Below are 19,496 nucleotides of genomic sequence, written 5' to 3'. Positions count from 1 at the left end.
GTCAGTATATGGAACACGGTTCAGCATCCGTAACATCCCTCGTCATTGTTATACTTGCTGCCTTTATAACACCAATATTACTGCATCGATTCAAGCTAAGAACCGTTCCTATCGTAGTTGCAGAAATTATTGTTGGTCTTATAATTGGAAAAAGCGGTTTTGACCTGATTGAATCTGGTATGTGGTTAGAAACGCTATCAACGCTCGGGTTTATTTTCTTGATGTTCTTGAGTGGACTTGAAATTGATTTCTCTGCCTTTGCTGGTGGACAAAAGAAAGAAAAAACATCAACAGGAGAGCTTACTCCAAACCCATTGAAGATAGCCTCCATCATGTTCGGCATCGTATTAGGGTTATCGCTTGGGTTATCCGCCATATTCGTATGGTTGGGCTTCATTGATAACGTATTTCTTATGACATTGATTATTTCAACCATTTCTTTAGGAGTAGTTGTACCAACACTTAAAGATGCAAACATGATGAAGACACACATTGGACAAATCATCTTACTTGTAACCGTAATCGCTGATTTATCCACCATGATCCTGCTTGCTGTGTTTGTGTCTATTTATGGGGGAGAAGACAGTGGAAGTATGTGGCTACTGCTCATATTGTTCGGAGCTGGTGTGATTATATACTTCCTTGGGAAGAAATTTCGTGATCAATCCTTTGTTCAAACTATGTCTAAAGGTACTGTACAAATTGATACACGTGCTATATTCACCATTATCATGGTGCTAGTCGGCATCTCGGAAACGGTAGGGGCAGAGAACATTCTCGGTGCTTTCCTTGCCGGAGTAATTGTAGCCTTACTATCCCCAAATCAGGAAATGGTCAAACGTCTCGACAGCTTTGGGTATGGATTCCTCATCCCGATATTCTTCGTAATGGTCGGTGTAGGGATTAATATTCCAGAGTTATTCCAGGATCCGCAAATCTTAATATTAATGCCATTGTTATTCGCAGCACTAGTCATTGCCAAAATGGTGCCTTCCCTCATACTGAAGCGCTGGTACTCGTGGAAGGAAGTATTTGCGAGCGGTTCTATTTTGACTGCTAAGCTTTCTCTTGTTATTGCTGCTGCCACAATCGGCGAAGAGATGGGACTCATATCAGCTCGAATGGAAGGAGCGCTTATTCTTGTTTCTGTCATTTCCTGCCTTGTAGCACCAGTTGTGTTTAAAAAGCTATACGATGAGTCTGATGAAGAGCAGGAGCATAAGTACACTGTTTCCTTTATAGGCTCCAATCAAATGACATTACCTGTTGTACGAGAATTGGACTCAAGCTTATATGAAACGTACCTCTATCATACAAAAGTGGAGAAAATCGACGAACGTATTTCAAGCTCCTGCTTTGAAATCAACGATGTCGAAAGCTATGATGTGGAAAGCCTGCATGGACAAGGTATTTTTGAGGTAGATATACTCGTTGTATCCACAGGAGATGAAAGGCAGAACGCCGACATCGCTAAATACGCAAAAGAGCGTGGAGTGGAACGTGTAATTGCCCGAGTGGAAACAGCAGATTTAGATCAGGAGCTGAAGGCAATAAATGTAGAAGTGTTCTCTGTCTATCTCTCGTCTAAGGCGCTGCTCAAATCGATGATTGTTGCACCAAGCTCAGTTGAGCTGTACACAAATCAAGAAAGCCAGCTGTATCAAATTAACATGAACAACCCAGAGTATGATAACGTGCATATTCGCAACTTCCCATTTACAGGGGATGTCATCATGGTTCGTATCTTTAGAGGGAATGATTCCATTGTCCCTCATGGGGATACTGAATTAAAAAGAGACGATCATCTCATTGTGACCGGCTCTCCGGAATATGTTCACGATCTTCGCAACATACTGGAATTTTGTGAATACTGCTAAGTACTAACCACGCCTGATTGGGCGTGGTTTTTTTCGTATAAGGGTATGAGCCTGAAGAGTTTGTGAGCTATCATGAAAATGCAGGACAATGTAACCGAATAGTACACATACTAGATGGATATACATTCCTTTCTCTGCATATGCTACATCTGTCCCATCACACGTGGTACTTGTATTTCGTTAGAAGTTCGTATAAAATAGTATCAGGTACTAATAACAAGTATTAAAAATAAAATCTATGATATGATGAATAGGACAAAAACCATGAGGAGGTAGAATGATGAATTTTTCATTAGAAGGACGTACATATGTAGTAATGGGCGTAGCGAATAAACGTAGTATTGCCTGGGGAATTGCTCAATCCCTTCATAATGCTGGAGCTCGTCTCATTTTCACCTACGCTGCCGAGCGTTTTGAAAAGTCTGTTCGTGATCTTGCAGCAACGCTTGAAGGTGGGGAAGAATCTCTCTTTTATCAGTGTGATGTAACCGATGATGAGAGCATCATGGAAACGTTTGAGCATATCCAAAAGGATGTAGGAATAATTCATGGACTAGCTCACTGTATTGCATTTGCGAACAAAGAAGAGCTAAAAGGTGATTTCCTTAACACAAGCCGAGATGGTTTTCTAACAGCACACAACATCAGCTCTTATTCTTTAACAGCCGTTGCCCGTGCTGCACAGCCTCTAATGGCTGAAGGTGGCGGGATTGTAACACTGACTTATCTTGGCGGCGAGCGCGTAGTGCCGAACTACAACGTAATGGGTGTAGCGAAAGCTAGTCTAGACGCCAGTGTCAAATATCTTGCGGAAAGTCTTGGTCAGCACAGTATTCGCGTGAATGCTATTTCTGCTGGACCAATTCGTACATTATCGGCTAAAGGAGTTGGCGATTTCAATTCCATTCTAAAGGATATTGAAGAACGTGCACCTCTGCGCCGACCTACCACGCAAGAAGAGGTGGGCGATACAGCCTACTTCCTATTAAGTGACTTTTCTCGTGGAGTGACTGGAGAAATTATCCACGTAGACTCCGGCTTCCACATTATTGGACGTTAATCCTACACCTTTCTCCCCCTGACTCCGTGCTGAGTGCAGGGGGTTTTTTGTGGTAATTCGCTCTGCTGCTTCATGGTGTATTTATTGGCTCTCTTTGGTGTATAAAAAAAGCACCCATGTTTGTAGCATTCGTGACTGCTTCTGTAAAAATAGGCACATATGGACTCTTCTATGCATATAGTAAAAAGAAGGATTATGTATAGGGGAGTGTGTTCAATGGCGAGAAAAGATGATAAAGCAAGAAAGCCGATGCTATATATCACTCAACCTGAATTTCAATCTAACGAACCTACCATGCAGTCCACTTATCGATCGGAACGTCCGAAAAAAATGTCGGCAAAGCGGGATACCAATAAGGAAGCAACAAACAAAGAGGAAAGTCCATCTCAAACAGAAACTGCCACTCATACAGTAGAACGGAAAAAGAGAAGAAGGTTTGATGGATATTTTGACCAGCCGGACCAGGGGAATAGCTTTTTCGATAATCCACCTGAGCAAACAAATCACGACCATAGAGATGTATTTGATGATTTCGATGTGACACCACCTACTATTGATTCTGAAGTGGAGCATGACGAAGAAGCGGAAGAGGAGTACGAGGCTGACGAAAGAAGAAAAGTCTCCTTCTCCAATCGAAAAAGACGAAGCAAGTTTAAAGAAATGGACTTGGAAGAGAAGATTGATTACTTCGTTAACCTACCTTCTCAAGTACCGAGAATGAAATGTGAAGTTGCTACAAGCGACAAAAACTACCGTGGTTGGATACAAGACTACCAGGATGGTGTCGTTCATATGAAAATCCTCCATCGTCCCTTCCGGATAGAGGTGCCTTTTGAGGAAATTAAAGATATTGAGTTAAAGGGATTTTAGCTGCAAATAAGCCAGTCTCCGCTAGATGGGAGGCTGGCTTTTTCCATTGATGAGTACATTCTAGTGCGCCTCATCCGGTAGGACAATGCGCCTTGTCTTGGTACTAAGATGTTTAGCATTAGCGTTCTCCGCCGTTCGATTAAGCGCGAGCGTTAATAGCTGGAAGGCAAGTGATATGGCAGAAGCAGCTTAGATCTACTGTAATGCAGATGCCTGTTGCACGAAGGTTATCTGTTTTTTGTTTGCTTGGAGATTTTGGATCGTCATCTTTAGCATCTGGATCGATTAGCAGCTCAAGAAGCGCACATTCGCAATCTTCGTCTACTTCTTTCACACGGAAGTAGAAGCTTTCTAATACGTCACCGATGTTATTACGACGTGCACCGAACCCTTTGAAAGGTTTGCAGTCTTTGCAGTATAGAAGCACTGGTACTGTGTCTTTGTTAGAACCTCCAGTGTCACCTAGCAAGTCATTGATTGATTGCTCACAGCTTGAGTTACAATCATCAGATACGTCGTTTTGTGCATCTACGATCTCTTTAAGGATGTCACATACGCAGCCTTCAGAATCAAACTTTTTGCCACAACCCATGTGTCATTTCCCCTTTCTTGTGTAATTGACTTATTGTCTTTAATAGAATATGTGCTACTACCCCTTTTGTGTGGGCGAAAGCCTGTATTTTTTCACGGTATCGGGCGAATGTAATACTTTTTTTTAGGGAGATGTCCAGCGCCATCCACTCGGGCTCTTTTTTCTGCTTATTCCGCAATGAAGCATACATAATGAAAAAAAGAGGCACGCGCCCATACCATAGCTGGGTTATTTACATAGGATAGTATCGATTAAGTCATCAAAAGGAGTGATATGGCATGTCTGAGAAAAAAAGAGTCATTAAAGTAGATGAAGTTATCATTCAAGCGGATAATGTTGTAATAGAGCCAACGCGTAAGCGGTATGATCGGGAAGAAGAAGCAGAAGACGATCGAGAATATCGTCGTGGCCCGTTTGATAACTTATTTGGACCTGGACCACGTAGCGTAGAAGCAGCAGAAGCTGAGGAAGAAGAGAAGGATGAAGTGGAAGAGGTTGAAGAAGACAAAGGAGACGACGAAGAGCCAGAGCGCCGTCCGTTTTCCTGGATATAACCCCCTAACATCTATCGTGTTTCGGACGTCCTGCTATCCATCCAATAGCAGGATTTTTTACATATCCCCTTAAAAAAAGCTATCAAGTTCTTTCTATATAAGACATACACTACAAGGAAAGGAGGATTACCCTTTTGGTATTTACGTGGATGGAGCTAGTTATATTAATCTTGGCAAGCTACCGGGTTACCAATCTCTTAGTCTATGACACCATAATGGACTGGATGAGACGTCCTTTTCATAACACCATTCGAAAAGAAAACGCTCAAGGTGAAATAGAGGAATACATTGAAGTGAAAGGGGCAGGCCTTCAAGCATTCATAGGGGAGTTGTTAAGTTGTCATTGGTGTACAGGCTTCTGGGTGTCTGTTGTCATCCTGTTGACCTTCCTATATGCTCCCCCTATACAGCCCCTAGTGGTAATTTTTGCTGTTGCTGGCGGTGCCTCGTTATTAGCGCATATTTTTCCGAGGGAGTAGGAAAGCAACCCAGACATAGAGAGGAACGGAGACATACACTAGAAGCGTAGGATTTTTCTTTGTGAAAGGATGTGGGGACCATGAGAGTCAACAGGAAGGTACTGACGAAGAACGCTACTCATTCTGCAAACCAAACACAGGAGCGGCCAAATGCGAATGCACCGAAACCACTAAAGAAGAAAAGTGGCTGCGGTTGTGGAAAGAGGCGGAAGTAATTCACTATGGGACGCATAAGAATTTTCGAACCTCGTTGGATGAAGCCGTTTCATGACATTAATAAACATCTTGGGGAAAAGGAAAGCTGGCTCCAATTTCCTGAACGAAAGCACCAGAAGTTCGAAAAGGACTTTGATCAATGGCATGAGGATTGGCACCCTGATTTTGATAAAGCCATGAACAATATTGAAAAGAGTATGCAGGAGTTAGAGAAAAAGATGGAAGAATAACGCTTCTTGAGCTAAGGCTTAGGAAGCTCTTTTGTGTTGGCTCTATTCTGAAATGCGACTTTGACTTCAAATTTGAAAAAAATGATTACTTGGAGGGGTCAGCTCAACACTAGGGCTTTCAGTCTTAACAAAGACCTCTATGTTAAATTTTTTAGCAGCAGAGCAGGACTTTCCTACAGGATAGAGTATTAAATATAGTATAAAAGTGTTGTAAGCGCTTCATACGAAAGTTCTGTTTTTCGGGTATTGCCCATTTTGAGTAGGGATTACCGAATGAAAGAAGAATAGATAATACAGGAAACGGGTATTAGAAAGATAGTAGGAAAGATGAGGAGGAGAAGGTATGGGATACATTCTACCAATTACACATCAACAGTATAATGACTATCGAAATCGTATGGAGCCTGTAAAGCCTGATCGTTTTTACATTGATCCTCTTGTACGGCTAGACCTGCAGGAGTACTTGCGTGATAAAGAGCCAAGAGAAGAGGATAGGAAGGAATATCAGCATTTTAGCGAACAAATTAGTCACCACAAACCGAAACCAGAAGCAGCAGAGAATCGAATTTTCACTCCAAATAGCTCCCATGCTGGTAAATCTCACAAAATTTACGCAGACTTAACAGGAATCGGTCGGCATTTTAACGAAAGTGTGTAACAGTGGGATGGACAGCGCTTCTACCACGGTCAGATGCGCTGAACACACATACTTTCAAACATGTCGAAGGGGTTGTTTAGCCTATGGAACTAAAACAAATTAATGATTATTGTTATTATTTCAAGGGTGCTGTGAACATAGGCTATGTCCGTAAAGGTGATTCGGGTATGCTTGTCGATGCCGGAATTGATACCCAAACGATGAAAAAAGTATTAAGACAGCTTGATGAGCAATCACTGCCGGTAACGCATCTCTTTATCACCCATGCTCATTCCGATCACTATGGGGGAGGCTCTTACCTGCAGCAGGACCGATCCATTTACACATTTGCTCCTTATTACGAAGAGGCAATCCTCCGTAATCCTTCTTTAGAGCCTCTTTACTTATTTGGGGGCAACGACCCTCTACCAGAGCTTCGCAATAAGTTTCTGGAGGGAAAGCCGATATTTATTGATGAGGTACTGCAAGAAGGTGTATATGAGCGGGATGGATTTCATTTCACCACCTATATGATGCCGGGCCATAGTTATTATCAACTTGCTGTCTTAATTCATGACACTTTATACGCAGGCGATGCCTATTTTAGTGAAGATAACTTACAAAAGCATGGAATACCTTTCTTAACGGATGCGTATCATACAATTCAAAGCCTATACAGAGTCAAAGATATACAATGTGATGGAGCTGTGCCTGGACATGGCGAGTATGAGATGGATTTCCATCCGACAGTAGATGCTAATATTGCATACCATCACGAGCTGTTACATATGATGATGCAATATATTGAAGACCATGAGCCTGTTAGTCATGAGGCAATTATTGCTTATATGTGCGAAACTTTCCAGGTTCGTGTGAAGGAATTAGCTCAATGGCTCTTGTTCCGGACGGCTGTTACTGGTTATTTAATAGCGCTATTGAAGCAAGAACGAGTGGAATACTCAATAGATCAATACCGCTGGATGTTCCAACTCAAAAATAAAGAAAAAAGAGAAGCTTAGTATGGAACGACATACAAGGCTTCTCCTTTTTTATATTCTGCATATAGGACATCTGAAACATCATATAGTTGATGGATTGCAAGCTCTCCCATAATCCATTCCTTTGTCAGACCTGCTTCCCTTATGTTGTCCCATATAAATTCTCCATCTGTTATAATCCCCCGAGGAAGGGGGACGGGCTCTGGCTGCATATCAAAGTCTCCACGAGACGGTGTTTGCTGCAGCGATTTTTTCAATACGGATACTGTTCCATCTGTTTCTAATACCGCGTACTCGACCTCTTGAATGGAAAAGACCTCTTTAGAACGAAGTAGATGCTGTAGCTGATTTATATCTAACTTTCCTTTGGTAAGCTGCTCCTTTTGGATGTGACCCTGGTAGATGATTATGCTCGGTCTTCCTTCTAACAGCCCCCTTGTCCCTTTAAACTTTTGGGTGATCATTTCCGTTGTATAAATGAGAAGTCCCCAAAGGAATACGGCAAACAGCACTTGCCGTATCCCCACCTCTTGATCATAAAGCGCGTTTCCGACCAGCTCCCCAAGGACAAGCGCAGCAATGAAATCGAATGCTGTTATTTGTGTTATTTGAGATTTTCCCAGGAATTTAGTCAGTACAAATAAGCACAAAAAGCCTATTAGCGTCTCTACAAATATTTGTCCGTAAATCAATGTCCCCCTCATCCTTTCTGGCCGATTTCATAGACACTACTTATACATCATTTCATTGTCACCAAAAAGAGGAGAGAACATACTACAGATAATAAGTTTTGCTTTTTACGATAAACCTGTAAGAGGAAAAAGGTAACATTAAAAAACGCCCGAAGTGCCTATACACTTGGGCGTTCTATATTAGCCGAGCTTTTTTACCATAGTCTTGTGAGGAATACCTGCATCCATGAATTCCTCTGAAATCACTTCATAGCCAAGAGATTCGTAAAAGCCGAGCGCCCTAGTTTGGGCATTCAGCTTAGTGTGCTCATAGCCTTGCTGCTTCACGTAGTCTTCCATATAGAGAATCATTTGCTTACCAAGGGAAGTTCCTCGCAGCTCTTTTATGACGCAGATTCGCTCTAGCTTGCCATAATGGTCAACGAAGCGAAGGCGACTGGCTGCCACAGGTTCGACTCCTTCATATCCAACAAAATGCTCGGCAACAGGGTCGAAATCATCCATTTCTTCATCCAAAGAAACGTTTTGTTCTTCTACAAATACTTTTTGTCTTACGTAGTAGGCATCTTTAATGTTTTCTGCATTCGTTACTCTTTCTATTATCAAGTTAACTTACCCCTCACCAATACGGAATGTTTCAAATACTGTCCATGATCCATTCTCTAGCTGATACAAGAGCTGAAAGCGAGTAACTGTTTCTTCAAACTCAAAGCCTTGCATTTGTAAGCTTCCATATACATCAGAATGTTCGTCATCTGAGAGCTTCTGCGCAATAGTAATGTGCGGGACAAAGGAGAAAGAATCCTCTTCCGGGATGGGATCAGCTTTGTTCAAACGCTCGTGCAGGTTCATTAATTCTTCTACCTGTTCCACTTTCATGTAAATAGTGTTGGTTACAGGGGAGAAGGTGCTTAGTTTATGAATCATAAGGGAAAAAGGCTTTGTGTTTTTTGCTACTTCTGATAGCTGCTTGACAACTTCTTCTATATCTTCTTCCTGTAGTTCAAAAGCCTCTTTAATGGTGATGTGTGGCGGAATTAACGCATAATGCGGGTCGTAGCGTTTCCGATAGGAATTAGCTACATCCTGAATCTTTTTCGACGGGAAAATGGCAACACCATATTTCATTCGAATACCTCCTATATTATGAAAAGATCGTTATGTCGTGTTAGATGAATGAGAATGTACTCTATTATATCAAATTTTCTGACAGTTAGCGTGTGAAAATTTACTGATTTTCAGCACTAAACATAGTTGGAAGTGCTCGTTTTAAGTCCTTTTGCCAGAATTTCCATGTATGTTCGCCGTCAAGCTCATGATACGTATAAGCAGAGCATTTCTCCTCCAAGAGCTGCTTGAGCTTACGGTTCGGAGTTAGAAAATCCTGATACCCATCGCTTGTGGTAGGTACCTCTGTTTCTTCTGTACCAATGGTATGGTAAATGTCTATCGTACCAATCTCCGTACTCTCTTCTACCTGTTCCATGACATAGTTATTCACGAGTGGAGATTGCATTATCACTTTTCCAAACGTGTTAGGGTATTTAACCGCTGTCATAAGTGCCATGGTTCCACCGAGAGAGTCGCCCATTAATGCTCGCGAACCACCCATGTGATACGTAGGAAGCTCCTCATCCAATAACGGGACAACTTCATTTACTAAAAATTTCATATAAGCAGTGAATTTTTCCCCATCTGGATGATACTTTTCCCGACGGTCATATTTATCCTGATAATGAATACCGACAAAAATAGTATTTTCTATTGAACCGTCCTCATGGAAGCGGTCACTTAAGGTAGCAATTCGTCCGAGCTGCATATAATCATCCCCATCTTGCATGATACACACATGATACTTATATAAAGGGGAGAAAGAGGACGGCTTGTACACTTTTACCGTTAGAGCTTCGTTTAAGTACTGACTGTCGATGGTGTAATCCACCATGGTTCCATCTCTTCCCATACAATTATTTCCTCCTTCCAATAACCAGGAAGTCATCCTACACCCTTCCCGTAAAATCTATACTATAAACGCTCAATACCTCTAGTGTATCATAAACCAATCCAATAGAAAGAATGCAGACTTTTTACAATGCAGCAAGACATTACTATGATAGACTAGGAGTCAACATAAAAAGGGGAGGACGAAATCGTGGCACAAGTAAATAACGAACAAGTTCACAGTAAAGATGTAGAGTCAGCGGCGCGTGCTTTATTAATGGAAAGAGGAGTAACGGTAGAAGACATAGCTCGTGTGGTTTATGATATGCAAGCCGAGTATAATGACACCTTGTCTATGGATGATTGCTACGAAAGCGTCGATCGTGTATTAGAAAAGAGAGAAATACAACATGCTATATTAGTAGGTGTGGAATTAGATAAATTAGCAGAAAATAATCAGCTGTCCCAACCGCTTCAGCAAATTGTTGAATCAGACGAAGGCTTATTTGGAATTGATGAAACGATAGGTTTGGGAGCAGTATTTGGCTATGGTAGTATCGCCGTCACAACATACGGCCACCTTGATAAGCAGAAGATTGGTATTATCAAGCGCCTCGACACCAAAGTTGTCGATGGGGTTCATACATTCCTAGACGATATTGTCGCAAGTATAGCAGCCAATGCATCTGGTCGTATTGCACATCGGCAACGGGATCATGATGAACACTTGGAAGATGAAAAACGTAAAAGGCGTGATGAGGAAGATCTCTTGAGTTAGTAGTATAACAGCTCCCTTCATTAATGGGGAGGGAGCTGTTTCATTCGAATAAAATTAACCATTATGCACCTAAAGGAAAACGGGAGAGAATTAGGCTGTTATATTCTTAAATAGCATGGCATAATCATGCAAAAGGTGATAAGATAATTAGAAAGAACTGGATAATGAAAGATGGCAAGAAGTGTCAACGTCGGGGAGTGATGCCTTTTAAGAAGGTGTGCCAAAAAGATAATAATTTTGGTTCCAAGAAAGGGACAGGATCTTCTGTCAAGCATTTAATTTTGCACATAAATATTGTTTTTTATGTACAACCTTGCTAAAATACTCTAGCGACGACTATTATTTAAGGGGGTCTTTATATGATGAAGAAAAAAGGATTCTTTAGCTTATTACTTATGTTAGCGCTTTCTTTAGTGCTCGCGGCATGTGGCGGCGGTACTTCTGATGGCGGAGACGAAAGCGGTGGAGATGAAGGCAGCGGAGACAGTGGCGAAAAGCAATTCGTCAGCATTCTGACAGGTGGTAACCAAGGTACATATTATCCACTTGGCGGAACCTTTGCAACCGTAATCAATGACAATGTTGATAATGTAGATGCCAACGCTACTTCCTCTGGTGCTTCTGTTGAAAACATGAAAAAGCTCGCAGATAAAGATGGAGAAATTGCTTTTGTTCAAACGGATATTGCGGCTTATGCAGCAGAAGGTAAGCTAATGTTTGAAGATAATCAAATTGATAATGTACAAGCTATTGGCTCTCTTTATCCAGAGACAATTCAAATTGTAACAACGAAGGATTCTGGTATTGAGTCTGTAGAAGACCTAAAAGGGAAAACGGTATCCATCGGTGCTCCAGGCTCTGGAACACGTGCTAATGCAGAGAACATCCTTGAGATTCATGGAATGAGTGTAGATGACATCGATGCGCAGAATCTTGATTTTGGAGAATCCACTTCCGGTATACAAGATGGGAACATTGATGCAGCATTCATTACCTCTGGTACTCCAACTGGCGCGGTAGAAGGATTAGCTGCCACTACTGATGTGAACATCGTACCAGTAGCCGAAGAGAAAATTAATGAGTTGAAAGAGAAATATCCTTATTATGCACAAGATTCTATTAAGTCTGGGACATATGGCTTGGAAAGCGAAGTAACAACCGTGGCAGTTCAAGCTATGCTCGTAACCCACAAAGACTTAAGTGAAGATCTTGTCTACAACATGACGAAAGCCATCTACGAAAACACAGATGCTATCTCCCACTCTAAAGGGGAATTCATCACTGCTGATAGCGCTCTAGAGGGAGTAGGAATTGACCTTCACCCAGGCGCGAAGAAGTATTTTGATGAAAAAGGTATCAGCAAAGAATAGAAAAAATGTGAGTAGTAGAGAAGAGATAGGCCAATATGTTTGGTCTATCTTTTCCTGCTATAAAGAGGGACAGGGAATGAGACGACAGACATACAGTAAGTGGGGAATAATCATATCGATAATTCTAGTAATTATCACGGTGCTCTCCGTATTTATCTTTTATCCTAACCACTATGTACTTTCCCTTCAAAAGCAAAGAACGGGTCAGCTTCTGGCCTATCTCCCAGTGAAAGAAAACACAACCTTTCAAATCCAATATACCCACTCTGTACACCTATCTGGCGTTTCAGAGTATTATCAGGCTAAAGGGAATTCCTTGCAGCCTACCAAGCTTGTGTATGAAGATACAGCTATTGGTATGCCCTCCGATGCTCATGGTGATGACGTCTTTAAGATGGAGGATGGCAAATATATCATTGAAAAAAGTGAGCATGCAAAGCCCTTTGATGAGTTAAACTTATCAGTGGGCCAAGTTAGGGCCGACCATCAAATTATCTACCAAAACCAATCCTATCTATTAAAAGAATTCGTTGGAGCAGGAACCGATGTGATAATCGACGCAAAGCGATTGAACAGGTGGCAGCTCTGGAAAGGAGTGAGTATGCTTGAGTAATCAAGATCCGTCCTTCTCACAGGACCAGCAAAAAGAAATCCTAAGTAAATACGACAAAGAATCCGGCTCACGCGAGCTTACTGGCCTTTTAGCTAAAATCGTCTTTTTTGGCCTATTGGCATTCTCCTTATATCAACTATGGTTCACTGTATTCGACCGTCTGCCAGCTCAAATTCACCGCCCAATACACCTTGGCTTTGGATTAGGCTTAATCTTTCTCCTATTTCCAGCTACGAAACGGAAAGCAGCTAAAGGAAAGTTAAGCTGGTATGATTACATCCTTTCCGTTCTTGGCATAGGTGTCGGTGCTTACTGGCCTCTTAAGTATAATGAACTCATTCAAAATGCTGAGATATCCCAAATGGATTTTTATGTTGGGGTATTAGCAGTTGTACTTATTTTAGAAGCAACTAGGCGTGCAGTTGGTCTCCCAATCACTATTATAGCTGCGCTGTTTCTTGCGTATGCCTACTGGGGCCGTCAGATGCCTGGCTTCCTTGTTCACAGAGGAGTCGACTTAGATAATCTGGTACAATCCATGTACTTTACAACAGAAGGAATACTTGGAACACCACTTGCGGTGTCCTCCACGTTTATCTTCTTATTTCTATTATTTGGGTCCTTCCTTGTCAAAACAGGGGTTGGGCAATATTTCAATGATTTAGCAGTCACGCTTGCAGGTAAACGTACAGGAGGACCGGCAAAGGTGGCTATATTTTCCAGTGCACTTCAAGGTACGATTAGCGGAAGCTCTGTTGCGAACGTAGTGACGTCTGGTTCTTTCACAATACCAATGATGAAGCGACTAGGCTACCGTAAGGAATTCGCTGGTGGGGTTGAAGCAGCGGCCTCTACTGGAGGACAGCTCATGCCGCCGATTATGGGAGCAGCAGCCTTTCTAATGATTGAATTCATCGGCATTGACTACTGGACCATTGCGAAAGCAGCTGCCATTCCTGCAGTGCTTTACTTTACTGGTATTTGGATTATGACCCACTATGAAGCGAAGCGCTTAGGCTTACGCGGCATGGCCGATGAAGAGCTGCCGGATCGAAAAGAAGTATTCAAGAAGCTCTATTTATTAGCGCCGATCTTCGCTATTATTTTCTTCCTAGCATCCGGTTTAAGTGTAGTAATGTCTGCATTTTACGGCATCCTAACAACGATTGTTGTCGGCTTGCTTCGTCCTGAACGCTTTCGTAAATTGTACATCGGAACGTTTGTCGGGGGAGCTGTTGCCTATCCTGTAGTAAAGCTAGTGACAGACGGAGGAATTCCTGAAGCAGTCATCTCCAACAGTCTTGTGTGGGGCGCGATGGTTACCATTTTAGTAAGCTATTTATTTGATGGCAACTTTAAGGATTCAGTAGAGGCCCTTGTGGATGGTGCACGGACCGCACTAGGCGTAGTAGCCGCCACCGCTGCAGCTGGTATCATTGTTGGGGTGGTTACAAAAACGGGACTTGGACTGAAGCTTGCAAACAGTCTGGTAGACCTTGCCGGCGGTAACCTATTACTAACATTATTCTTTACGATGATTGCAGCGATTATCTTAGGAATGGGCTCTCCAACCACGGCCAACTATGTAATTACATCCACCATTGCAGCACCAGCCATAATTCTGCTTGGTATTAATGATCTACCAGCACATCTATTCGTATTCTACTTTGGAATAGTGGCAGATATAACACCACCAGTTGCCCTGGCAGCCTTTGCAGCAGCAGGGGTTTCCGGCGGAGAGCCAATACGTACAGGAGTCAACGCGGCTAAGCTAGCTATAGCAGCGTTTATCATTCCATACATGTTCGTATTGAGCCCTGAACTGCTTATGATAGATACAACGATTCCAAGGCTCATATGGGTTCTATTCACAGCACTTACAGGTATGATGGCCATAGGAGCTGGAATGATTGGATACTGGTATCGTAAAACGTATTGGATTGAACGAGTTCTTGCTGTTGCAGCAGGTCTTGCGCTGATATATCCTAACATTGTTTCTGACATAGTGGGTCTTGCTGGTTTCACGGCACTCATTGCTGCTCAGTTCCTTTATAAAAAGGATATGATTGGTCAGCCGGTTATTAAACCAACGAAACAAGAAGCATAAGCATAAACGCATGTGTCTCTCATTGCAGAGCACATGCGTTTTTTTAGGGATAACGATTTTCAGGACCAATTTTATGTACATTGAACGATCTAGTCTTGGGACAGTGGGTTGTTGCTGTTATCTTAGGAGACTTATTTGGTATGGTATGTATATCATTGATGTGGAATAGGTGATGGAGAGAAATGATTGAATGGGAGCCTATCGTCTGTAATATGCTCCTGAACAAATTGCAGGAACGCTTCTCCTGACAAAGGAATTTGATGCTTCTTATAAATAGAATAAAGAGATCGTTGAAGTGTTATATCGTCTATACTTAATTGGTGTAAGGACGGTAAGGTTAATTCTTTTTGAACAGCTGCTTTAGATAATATGGAAATCCCCATTCCGGACTCTACTGCTGATTTGATGGATTCGGTATTTTCTAGCTCCAGTATCGTTTGTAGTTTCGCGGGATTCAGTTGGTTCTGTTTTAGCGTTTCTTCCATTACCTGCCTCGTCCCTGAACCCTTTTCTCTAATGATAAAGGGAATGGAGAACAGCTGCTCCGGTGTAATATATTCATTTTTAGTCCATGGTTTTGTACAGGAGGAAATGATCACTAACTCATCCTCCATGAATGGCTCCTGGACAAATTCAGGATAAGAAATCATTGATTCAATGAACCCAAGGTGAATTTCTCCATTATCTAGCTTCTTAATAATTTGCTCTGAATTGTATATCTTCAAAACGATGGTAACGTCTGGATATTGTTGTTTAAAGGCACCAAATAGATAAGGAAGAATATGCTCACCGATTGTGAGACTGGCTCCGATAATCAAATTTCCATGGATTGATTCGGAAAGTTGCTGTAATTGTTTTCTTGTATCATGGACCTTGTTTAAGATTGCCTCAGCGGATTGAAACAACAATTCACCGGCTGGGGTGAGATAGATCTTCTTTGTAGTACGTTTAAATAATACTGTATTTAATGACTCTTCCAGCTGTTGGATGTACATACTTACGCTTGGCTGGGACATATGGAGCGTCTTGGCAGTTTCAGAAAAATTCTTTTTAATAGCTGCAGTATGAAATATTTCTAACTGAGTAAAGTTCAATAGCATCTTTCCTTTCCATTCCAAGAGAATAGCAGGTTTCCCCCCTGTTCACCCTATTCTCTTTTTTTGTTTCAAATCCCTTTAATCTTTTTACAAAAGAAAAAAAGTGAGAATGGATAACAATACGGAAGTACATAGCATAGCTAAAAAGGGTCGAAGTGCCTTTAATCGAATGGCTTTAAAGCTTACATTCAAACCTAGTCCGACCATTGCCATTGTTAGAATGAAGGTGGACATGTTATTGATTCCGGATAGAACGTTCTCTGAAATAGGGATATAGGTACCAAAGACGTAGCTACCTAGTAGACTCGTTCCAATAAATCCCAATAAAAACCAAGGAAAAGGTACAGGTGTTTTATCCTGATCAGAAGAATGCTGCTTTCTTTTCATCCAATACACCATTATGAAGCATAGGGGTACCAGTAAAAAAACACGGCCAAGCTTCGCAAGTAACGCCATAGCCAAAGCATCTTCACCTGCGGGAGCGGCTGCCAAGGCAACATGAGCAATCTCGTGTAAGCTAATGCCAGACCATATTCCATAGTCTACCGCGCTTATGGGTAGTATATTGCGTACTAAAGTGTATAGAAGAGCAAAGACCGTACCGGCTAATGCAATGATTCCAACCCCTATTGCTGTATCCTCTTCCTTCGATTTTAAAATAGGGCTGACAGCGGCTATAGCGGCTGCACCACATACCCCAGTACCAACTCCTAGCAACATAGAAATCGTCATATCTGCTTTGAGCCAGCGTGCAATGAGCATAGTGACGCCAATAGAAAAAGCGATAACTCCCACATCTCTTGCCATCAATGGCATCCCCTCTTGAAAGACTACTGACATATTGAGCTTGAGCCCATATAGAATAATGGCAAATCGGAGCAACTTCTTTGCAGAGAATTCAATACCGGAGCGGAGTTGTTCCGGATAGCTCCAGATTTGACGACACGTTATGGCAATTACAATGGCACAAGCAAGTGGACCTACAAAGGAGAACCCTCTTAACTCAGCTAACCCATACCCTAGCATGGCGATGAAAAAAGTAAAGACAATTCCTCCTGCGAAGGGAAGTATTTTTTTAAAGCGCTCTGCATTGGTTGAACCAATTTGATGATGCTGATTATGGTAATTATATTCTGTTTGTTCCATTTCACACTCTCCTTTTCCTCTCGGTAGTGATTACATTTAACGTACCATAGATTTACAGAATGCGATTATATCAATTCCTAATGCAGTTTATTATGAATTTTGATAAATGACAGAACTTGAATATATTAAAGTATAAAGAAAGGGAGGAGTACTTGCATAAATGAGTGTGAAATCATGGATCAATAGTTAAACACTGAAAACTTAATCTGTGTTGGATATCTACTTATTGTTATTTATCAAAAAAACATATAGCATTTATTAATAATGCAAATAACAAAATATTCAGAAATTAATTGAGGTTTTTAACTTCTTGTGTTTAAATGAATGTAATTCAGTAATCAAGACTTTTTGGGAGGAACGCTATGGTCCACACAGACAGTCCAATTCCACTACATATTCAAATAAGCACCATATTGGAGAAAGAAATTAAGAAGGGACTATATCAAGAAAAAATCCCAAGTGAACGAGAATTGATGGAGCGCTTTTCTGTAAGTCGTACGACAGTGAGGGAAGCGGTCTCGAGATTAGTTCAAGAAGGGACGCTAAAAAAGATTCATGGTAGAGGAACCTTCATTTCTGAAAAACCACCTGTACATGAATGGCTATCCTCATTAAACAGTTTTACAGAAACAGTGGAAAACATGGAAATGAGTGCTGGAAGTAAATTATTGTTTGCGGGAGAGGAAACAGAGGAAGATATTGAGGGTTTATTTGATCACGATGACATATTTCGAATTGAGCGTTTACGATATGCGGATGAGAAGCCAGTAGCTGTTGAAAAGCATTATTATCCTATCTCAATTGGAAAGAAGCTTTCGGAATATGATTTAGAGTACTGTACTATATACGATTTATTGGAGCAGGAGCTTGATATTAAGCTTGCAGAAGCAGAGCAGTTTATCTCCAGTGAGATTGTTCAACCTAACGAGAGTAAACATTTAGAAGTATCACCGCAATCTAGTGTTTTAAAGGCAGAACGTGTTATTACAGATCCATTTGGGGAAGTTGTTGAATATTACCGAGCTTATTTTAGACCAGATATGTACGTATTTAGAATTAAGACAAAACGTATGGGGTAAACAAGAATAATTTTTGTTAATACTGGTCCGTACGTCATAATGAGTAAGGACAAAATTGTAAGCGTTATCATTCAAGGGGGGAACGACTTGAAAAAATGGGTTAACAGCTATGCTGTAACGATTACAATTATAGTAGCCTTTAGTATGTTGCTAGTTGGATACGGTATGAATCGTCAAGATGCAAAGGCATCAGGAGAAACAATCGTTTTGAGACTTGGTCAATCCAAAGCTGCCAGTCATCCTGTGTCCAAAGGTATTGATAAGTTTGCTGAAATAGTAGAAAAGAAATCAAATGGAGAAATTGAGATAGAGACTTATCATGATGCGGTGTTGGGGAGTGACCGGGAGGTGATAGAAGGAGCACAGCAAGGCTCATTGGATTTAGCGAGTTCCTCCACTCCTAACATGTCTAGTTTTACAAAGCTATTTAATGCGTGGGATTTACCCTATATCTTTGAGTCAAAAAAAGAGGTGTATCAAGCTATTGATGGTGAACCAGGGGATGTTATACGAAAGGCATTATCAGAAAAAGGTTTTCAAGTTATTTTTTTTCCCGATTATGGATTTAGACAGATTGTAAATAATGTGAAGCCTATACAGGTACCCTCTGATTTAGAAGGTTTGAAAATTCGAACCACTAGCTCACCAATCGAGCAAGCAGATTTTGAAGCATTTGGGGCAAACCCTACCCCGATTGCATGGCAAGAAGTATTTACTGCTCTCCAGCAAGGTACAGTGGAGGGAGAAGGGAATAGTTATTCCTTATTATGGGATACAAAACATCAAGAGGTATTACAGTATGCTACTGAAGTGAACTATAATTACAGCTCTGATATCGTCCTTATGAATAAGGAAATTTTCAAGAGCCTTTCTGAAGAACATCAACAAGTTATTATGGAAGCTGGAGAAGAGGCAGTTAGTTGGCAAAGGGAACTTGCAAATATGGAAGAAGAAGAAGCAAGGAAAAAATTTCAACAGTTTGGAATTGAAATATACGAGCCCACAGAAGAACAAATGAAGATATGGCATCAGTCAATTAAGCCAGTTTGGAAGGAATTTGTACGAGAAGGAAAAGCAGATCCTGAATATGTGAATCTCATCCTAAATACATTAGGGAAGACCAAAAAAGAAGTATTCCAAGAATGAAAAATCACAAATGA

General features: G+C 41.3%; 22 protein-coding genes. 15 read left to right on the top strand and 7 right to left on the bottom strand.

All coding sequences use genetic code 11. The features are described from left to right. The first annotated feature begins 8 nt into the window (after window positions 1–8). From ACFFGV_RS14270 to ACFFGV_RS14260, 3 genes are all read left to right on the top strand, one after another. Window positions 9–1,877: a cation:proton antiporter domain-containing protein gene (locus ACFFGV_RS14270; protein ID WP_377349068.1), complete on the top strand. Its 1,869-nt coding sequence runs from the start codon at window positions 9–11 to the stop codon at window positions 1,875–1,877. Between the two features lie 280 nt (window positions 1,878–2,157). Then, window positions 2,158–2,937 (top strand): enoyl-ACP reductase FabI, encoded by a 780-nt coding sequence (gene fabI, locus ACFFGV_RS14265; RefSeq protein ID WP_377349065.1) that lies wholly within the window; start codon window positions 2,158–2,160, stop codon window positions 2,935–2,937. A 216-nt stretch (window positions 2,938–3,153) separates the two neighbouring features. Next, window positions 3,154–3,807: a CotO family spore coat protein gene (locus ACFFGV_RS14260; RefSeq protein ID WP_377349062.1), complete on the top strand. Its 654-nt coding sequence runs from the start codon at window positions 3,154–3,156 to the stop codon at window positions 3,805–3,807. Between the two features lie 139 nt (window positions 3,808–3,946). On the opposite strand, the gene ACFFGV_RS14255 is transcribed toward ACFFGV_RS14260, so the two are convergent. Continuing rightward, complete coding sequence (locus tag ACFFGV_RS14255; RefSeq protein WP_377349059.1) at window positions 3,947–4,399, bottom strand: CotY/CotZ family spore coat protein; 453 nt, start codon at window positions 4,397–4,399, stop codon at window positions 3,947–3,949. A gap of 278 nt (window positions 4,400–4,677) precedes the next feature. Between ACFFGV_RS14255 and ACFFGV_RS14250 the strand changes: the two genes are divergently transcribed. The 6 genes from ACFFGV_RS14250 (at window position 4,678) to ACFFGV_RS14225 (ending at window position 7,534) form a co-directional block, all read left to right on the top strand. Continuing rightward, window positions 4,678–4,953, top strand: a complete 276-nt coding sequence (locus tag ACFFGV_RS14250) for a hypothetical protein (RefSeq protein WP_377349056.1) — start codon at window positions 4,678–4,680, stop codon at window positions 4,951–4,953. 134 nt (window positions 4,954–5,087) lie between these two features. Further along, window positions 5,088–5,432 (top strand): DUF1360 domain-containing protein, encoded by a 345-nt coding sequence (locus ACFFGV_RS14245; RefSeq protein ID WP_377349052.1) that lies wholly within the window; start codon window positions 5,088–5,090, stop codon window positions 5,430–5,432. An 80-nt stretch (window positions 5,433–5,512) separates the two neighbouring features. Further along, window positions 5,513–5,647, top strand: coding sequence for a hypothetical protein (locus ACFFGV_RS14240; RefSeq protein WP_377349050.1), 135 nt, complete (start codon window positions 5,513–5,515; stop codon window positions 5,645–5,647). Window positions 5,648–5,653: 6 nt separating this feature from the next. Continuing rightward, complete coding sequence (locus ACFFGV_RS14235) at window positions 5,654–5,878, top strand: hypothetical protein (RefSeq protein WP_377349047.1); 225 nt, start codon at window positions 5,654–5,656, stop codon at window positions 5,876–5,878. A gap of 343 nt (window positions 5,879–6,221) precedes the next feature. Continuing rightward, window positions 6,222–6,536: a hypothetical protein gene (locus ACFFGV_RS14230; protein ID WP_377349045.1), complete on the top strand. Its 315-nt coding sequence runs from the start codon at window positions 6,222–6,224 to the stop codon at window positions 6,534–6,536. A gap of 83 nt (window positions 6,537–6,619) precedes the next feature. Beyond that, a complete protein-coding gene (locus ACFFGV_RS14225; RefSeq protein ID WP_377349042.1) occupies window positions 6,620–7,534 on the top strand; it encodes an MBL fold metallo-hydrolase in 915 nt (304 codons plus the stop codon). Here ACFFGV_RS14225 and ACFFGV_RS14220 read toward each other — a convergent pair. The 4 genes from ACFFGV_RS14220 to ACFFGV_RS14205 all read right to left on the bottom strand — a co-directional run bounded on the left by ACFFGV_RS14220 (window position 7,531) and on the right by ACFFGV_RS14205 (window position 10,168). Further along, window positions 7,531–8,205, bottom strand: a complete 675-nt coding sequence (locus ACFFGV_RS14220) for a DUF421 domain-containing protein (RefSeq protein ID WP_377349040.1) — start codon at window positions 8,203–8,205, stop codon at window positions 7,531–7,533. The two genes, ACFFGV_RS14225 and ACFFGV_RS14220, sit on opposite strands and share 4 nt — an antisense overlap. A gap of 180 nt (window positions 8,206–8,385) precedes the next feature. Next, entirely contained in the window at window positions 8,386–8,811 is a 426-nt protein-coding gene (locus ACFFGV_RS14215; RefSeq protein ID WP_377349038.1) for a GNAT family N-acetyltransferase, read from the bottom strand. Window positions 8,812–8,817: 6 nt separating this feature from the next. Next, window positions 8,818–9,333: a YjcG family protein gene (locus tag ACFFGV_RS14210; protein ID WP_377349036.1), complete on the bottom strand. Its 516-nt coding sequence runs from the start codon at window positions 9,331–9,333 to the stop codon at window positions 8,818–8,820. Between the two features lie 100 nt (window positions 9,334–9,433). Continuing rightward, window positions 9,434–10,168: an alpha/beta hydrolase gene (locus ACFFGV_RS14205; protein ID WP_377349033.1), complete on the bottom strand. Its 735-nt coding sequence runs from the start codon at window positions 10,166–10,168 to the stop codon at window positions 9,434–9,436. 255 nt (window positions 10,169–10,423) lie between these two features. Between ACFFGV_RS14205 and ACFFGV_RS14200 the strand changes: the two genes are divergently transcribed. The 4 genes from ACFFGV_RS14200 to ACFFGV_RS14185 all read left to right on the top strand — a co-directional run bounded on the left by ACFFGV_RS14200 (window position 10,424) and on the right by ACFFGV_RS14185 (window position 15,014). Then, a complete protein-coding gene (locus ACFFGV_RS14200; protein ID WP_377349324.1) occupies window positions 10,424–10,924 on the top strand; it encodes a phosphatidylglycerophosphatase A family protein in 501 nt (166 codons plus the stop codon). 362 nt (window positions 10,925–11,286) lie between these two features. Continuing rightward, window positions 11,287–12,294: a TAXI family TRAP transporter solute-binding subunit gene (locus ACFFGV_RS14195; RefSeq protein WP_377349321.1), complete on the top strand. Its 1,008-nt coding sequence runs from the start codon at window positions 11,287–11,289 to the stop codon at window positions 12,292–12,294. Window positions 12,295–12,370: 76 nt separating this feature from the next. Beyond that, the gene (locus tag ACFFGV_RS14190; RefSeq protein WP_377349030.1) at window positions 12,371–12,907 is read left to right on the top strand and encodes a DUF1850 domain-containing protein; all 537 of its coding nucleotides are present in this window, start codon (window positions 12,371–12,373) and stop codon (window positions 12,905–12,907) included. After that, complete coding sequence (locus ACFFGV_RS14185) at window positions 12,900–15,014, top strand: TRAP transporter permease (protein WP_377349027.1); 2,115 nt, start codon at window positions 12,900–12,902, stop codon at window positions 15,012–15,014. Before ACFFGV_RS14190 ends, ACFFGV_RS14185 begins: the two co-directional genes overlap by 8 nt. A 152-nt stretch (window positions 15,015–15,166) precedes the next feature. On the opposite strand, the gene ACFFGV_RS14180 is transcribed toward ACFFGV_RS14185, so the two are convergent. Both ACFFGV_RS14180 and ACFFGV_RS14175 read right to left on the bottom strand, forming a co-directional pair. Next, window positions 15,167–16,108, bottom strand: a complete 942-nt coding sequence (locus tag ACFFGV_RS14180; RefSeq protein ID WP_377349025.1) for a selenium metabolism-associated LysR family transcriptional regulator — start codon at window positions 16,106–16,108, stop codon at window positions 15,167–15,169. A 90-nt stretch (window positions 16,109–16,198) separates the two neighbouring features. After that, window positions 16,199–17,257, bottom strand: a complete 1,059-nt coding sequence (locus tag ACFFGV_RS14175; RefSeq protein WP_377349023.1) for a YeiH family protein — start codon at window positions 17,255–17,257, stop codon at window positions 16,199–16,201. Between the two features lie 362 nt (window positions 17,258–17,619). Here ACFFGV_RS14175 and ACFFGV_RS14170 point away from each other — a divergent pair, with 362 nt between their 5' ends. Next, window positions 17,620–18,336, top strand: coding sequence for a GntR family transcriptional regulator (locus ACFFGV_RS14170; protein WP_377349022.1), 717 nt, complete (start codon window positions 17,620–17,622; stop codon window positions 18,334–18,336). 87 nt (window positions 18,337–18,423) lie between these two features. After that, complete coding sequence (locus tag ACFFGV_RS14165; RefSeq protein WP_377349020.1) at window positions 18,424–19,482, top strand: TRAP transporter substrate-binding protein; 1,059 nt, start codon at window positions 18,424–18,426, stop codon at window positions 19,480–19,482. The last annotated feature ends 14 nt before the right edge of the window (window positions 19,483–19,496 follow it).

It is taken from the genome of Pontibacillus salicampi, assembly GCF_042434395.1.
Classification (GTDB): Bacteria; Bacillota; Bacilli; order Bacillales; family BH030062; genus Pontibacillus; species Pontibacillus salicampi.
Note: the sequence above shows the minus strand (reverse complement) of the source record. Positions and strands in the feature narration are given on the sequence as shown.

Bases quoted from the DNA above. Each gene is read 5' to 3' on its own strand.
- ACFFGV_RS14270 (WP_377349068.1), top strand. From the start codon at position 9: ATGGAACACGGTTCAGCATCCGTAACATCCCTCGTCATTGTTATACTT.
- fabI (WP_377349065.1), top strand. From the start codon at position 2,158: ATGAATTTTTCATTAGAAGGACGTACATATGTAGTAATGGGCGTAGCG.
- ACFFGV_RS14260 (WP_377349062.1), top strand. From the start codon at position 3,154: ATGGCGAGAAAAGATGATAAAGCAAGAAAGCCGATGCTATATATCACT.
- ACFFGV_RS14255 (WP_377349059.1), bottom strand. From the start codon at position 4,399: ATGGGTTGTGGCAAAAAGTTTGATTCTGAAGGCTGCGTATGTGACATC.
- ACFFGV_RS14250 (WP_377349056.1), top strand. From the start codon at position 4,678: ATGTCTGAGAAAAAAAGAGTCATTAAAGTAGATGAAGTTATCATTCAA.
- ACFFGV_RS14240 (WP_377349050.1), top strand. From the start codon at position 5,513: ATGAGAGTCAACAGGAAGGTACTGACGAAGAACGCTACTCATTCTGCA.
- ACFFGV_RS14235 (WP_377349047.1), top strand. From the start codon at position 5,654: ATGGGACGCATAAGAATTTTCGAACCTCGTTGGATGAAGCCGTTTCAT.
- ACFFGV_RS14230 (WP_377349045.1), top strand. From the start codon at position 6,222: ATGGGATACATTCTACCAATTACACATCAACAGTATAATGACTATCGA.
- ACFFGV_RS14225 (WP_377349042.1), top strand. From the start codon at position 6,620: ATGGAACTAAAACAAATTAATGATTATTGTTATTATTTCAAGGGTGCT.
- ACFFGV_RS14210 (WP_377349036.1), bottom strand. From the start codon at position 9,333: ATGAAATATGGTGTTGCCATTTTCCCGTCGAAAAAGATTCAGGATGTA.
- ACFFGV_RS14205 (WP_377349033.1), bottom strand. From the start codon at position 10,168: ATGGGAAGAGATGGAACCATGGTGGATTACACCATCGACAGTCAGTAC.
- ACFFGV_RS14200 (WP_377349324.1), top strand. From the start codon at position 10,424: ATGGAAAGAGGAGTAACGGTAGAAGACATAGCTCGTGTGGTTTATGAT.
- ACFFGV_RS14195 (WP_377349321.1), top strand. From the start codon at position 11,287: ATGAAGAAAAAAGGATTCTTTAGCTTATTACTTATGTTAGCGCTTTCT.
- ACFFGV_RS14190 (WP_377349030.1), top strand. From the start codon at position 12,371: ATGAGACGACAGACATACAGTAAGTGGGGAATAATCATATCGATAATT.
- ACFFGV_RS14175 (WP_377349023.1), bottom strand. From the start codon at position 17,257: ATGGAACAAACAGAATATAATTACCATAATCAGCATCATCAAATTGGT.
- ACFFGV_RS14170 (WP_377349022.1), top strand. From the start codon at position 17,620: ATGGTCCACACAGACAGTCCAATTCCACTACATATTCAAATAAGCACC.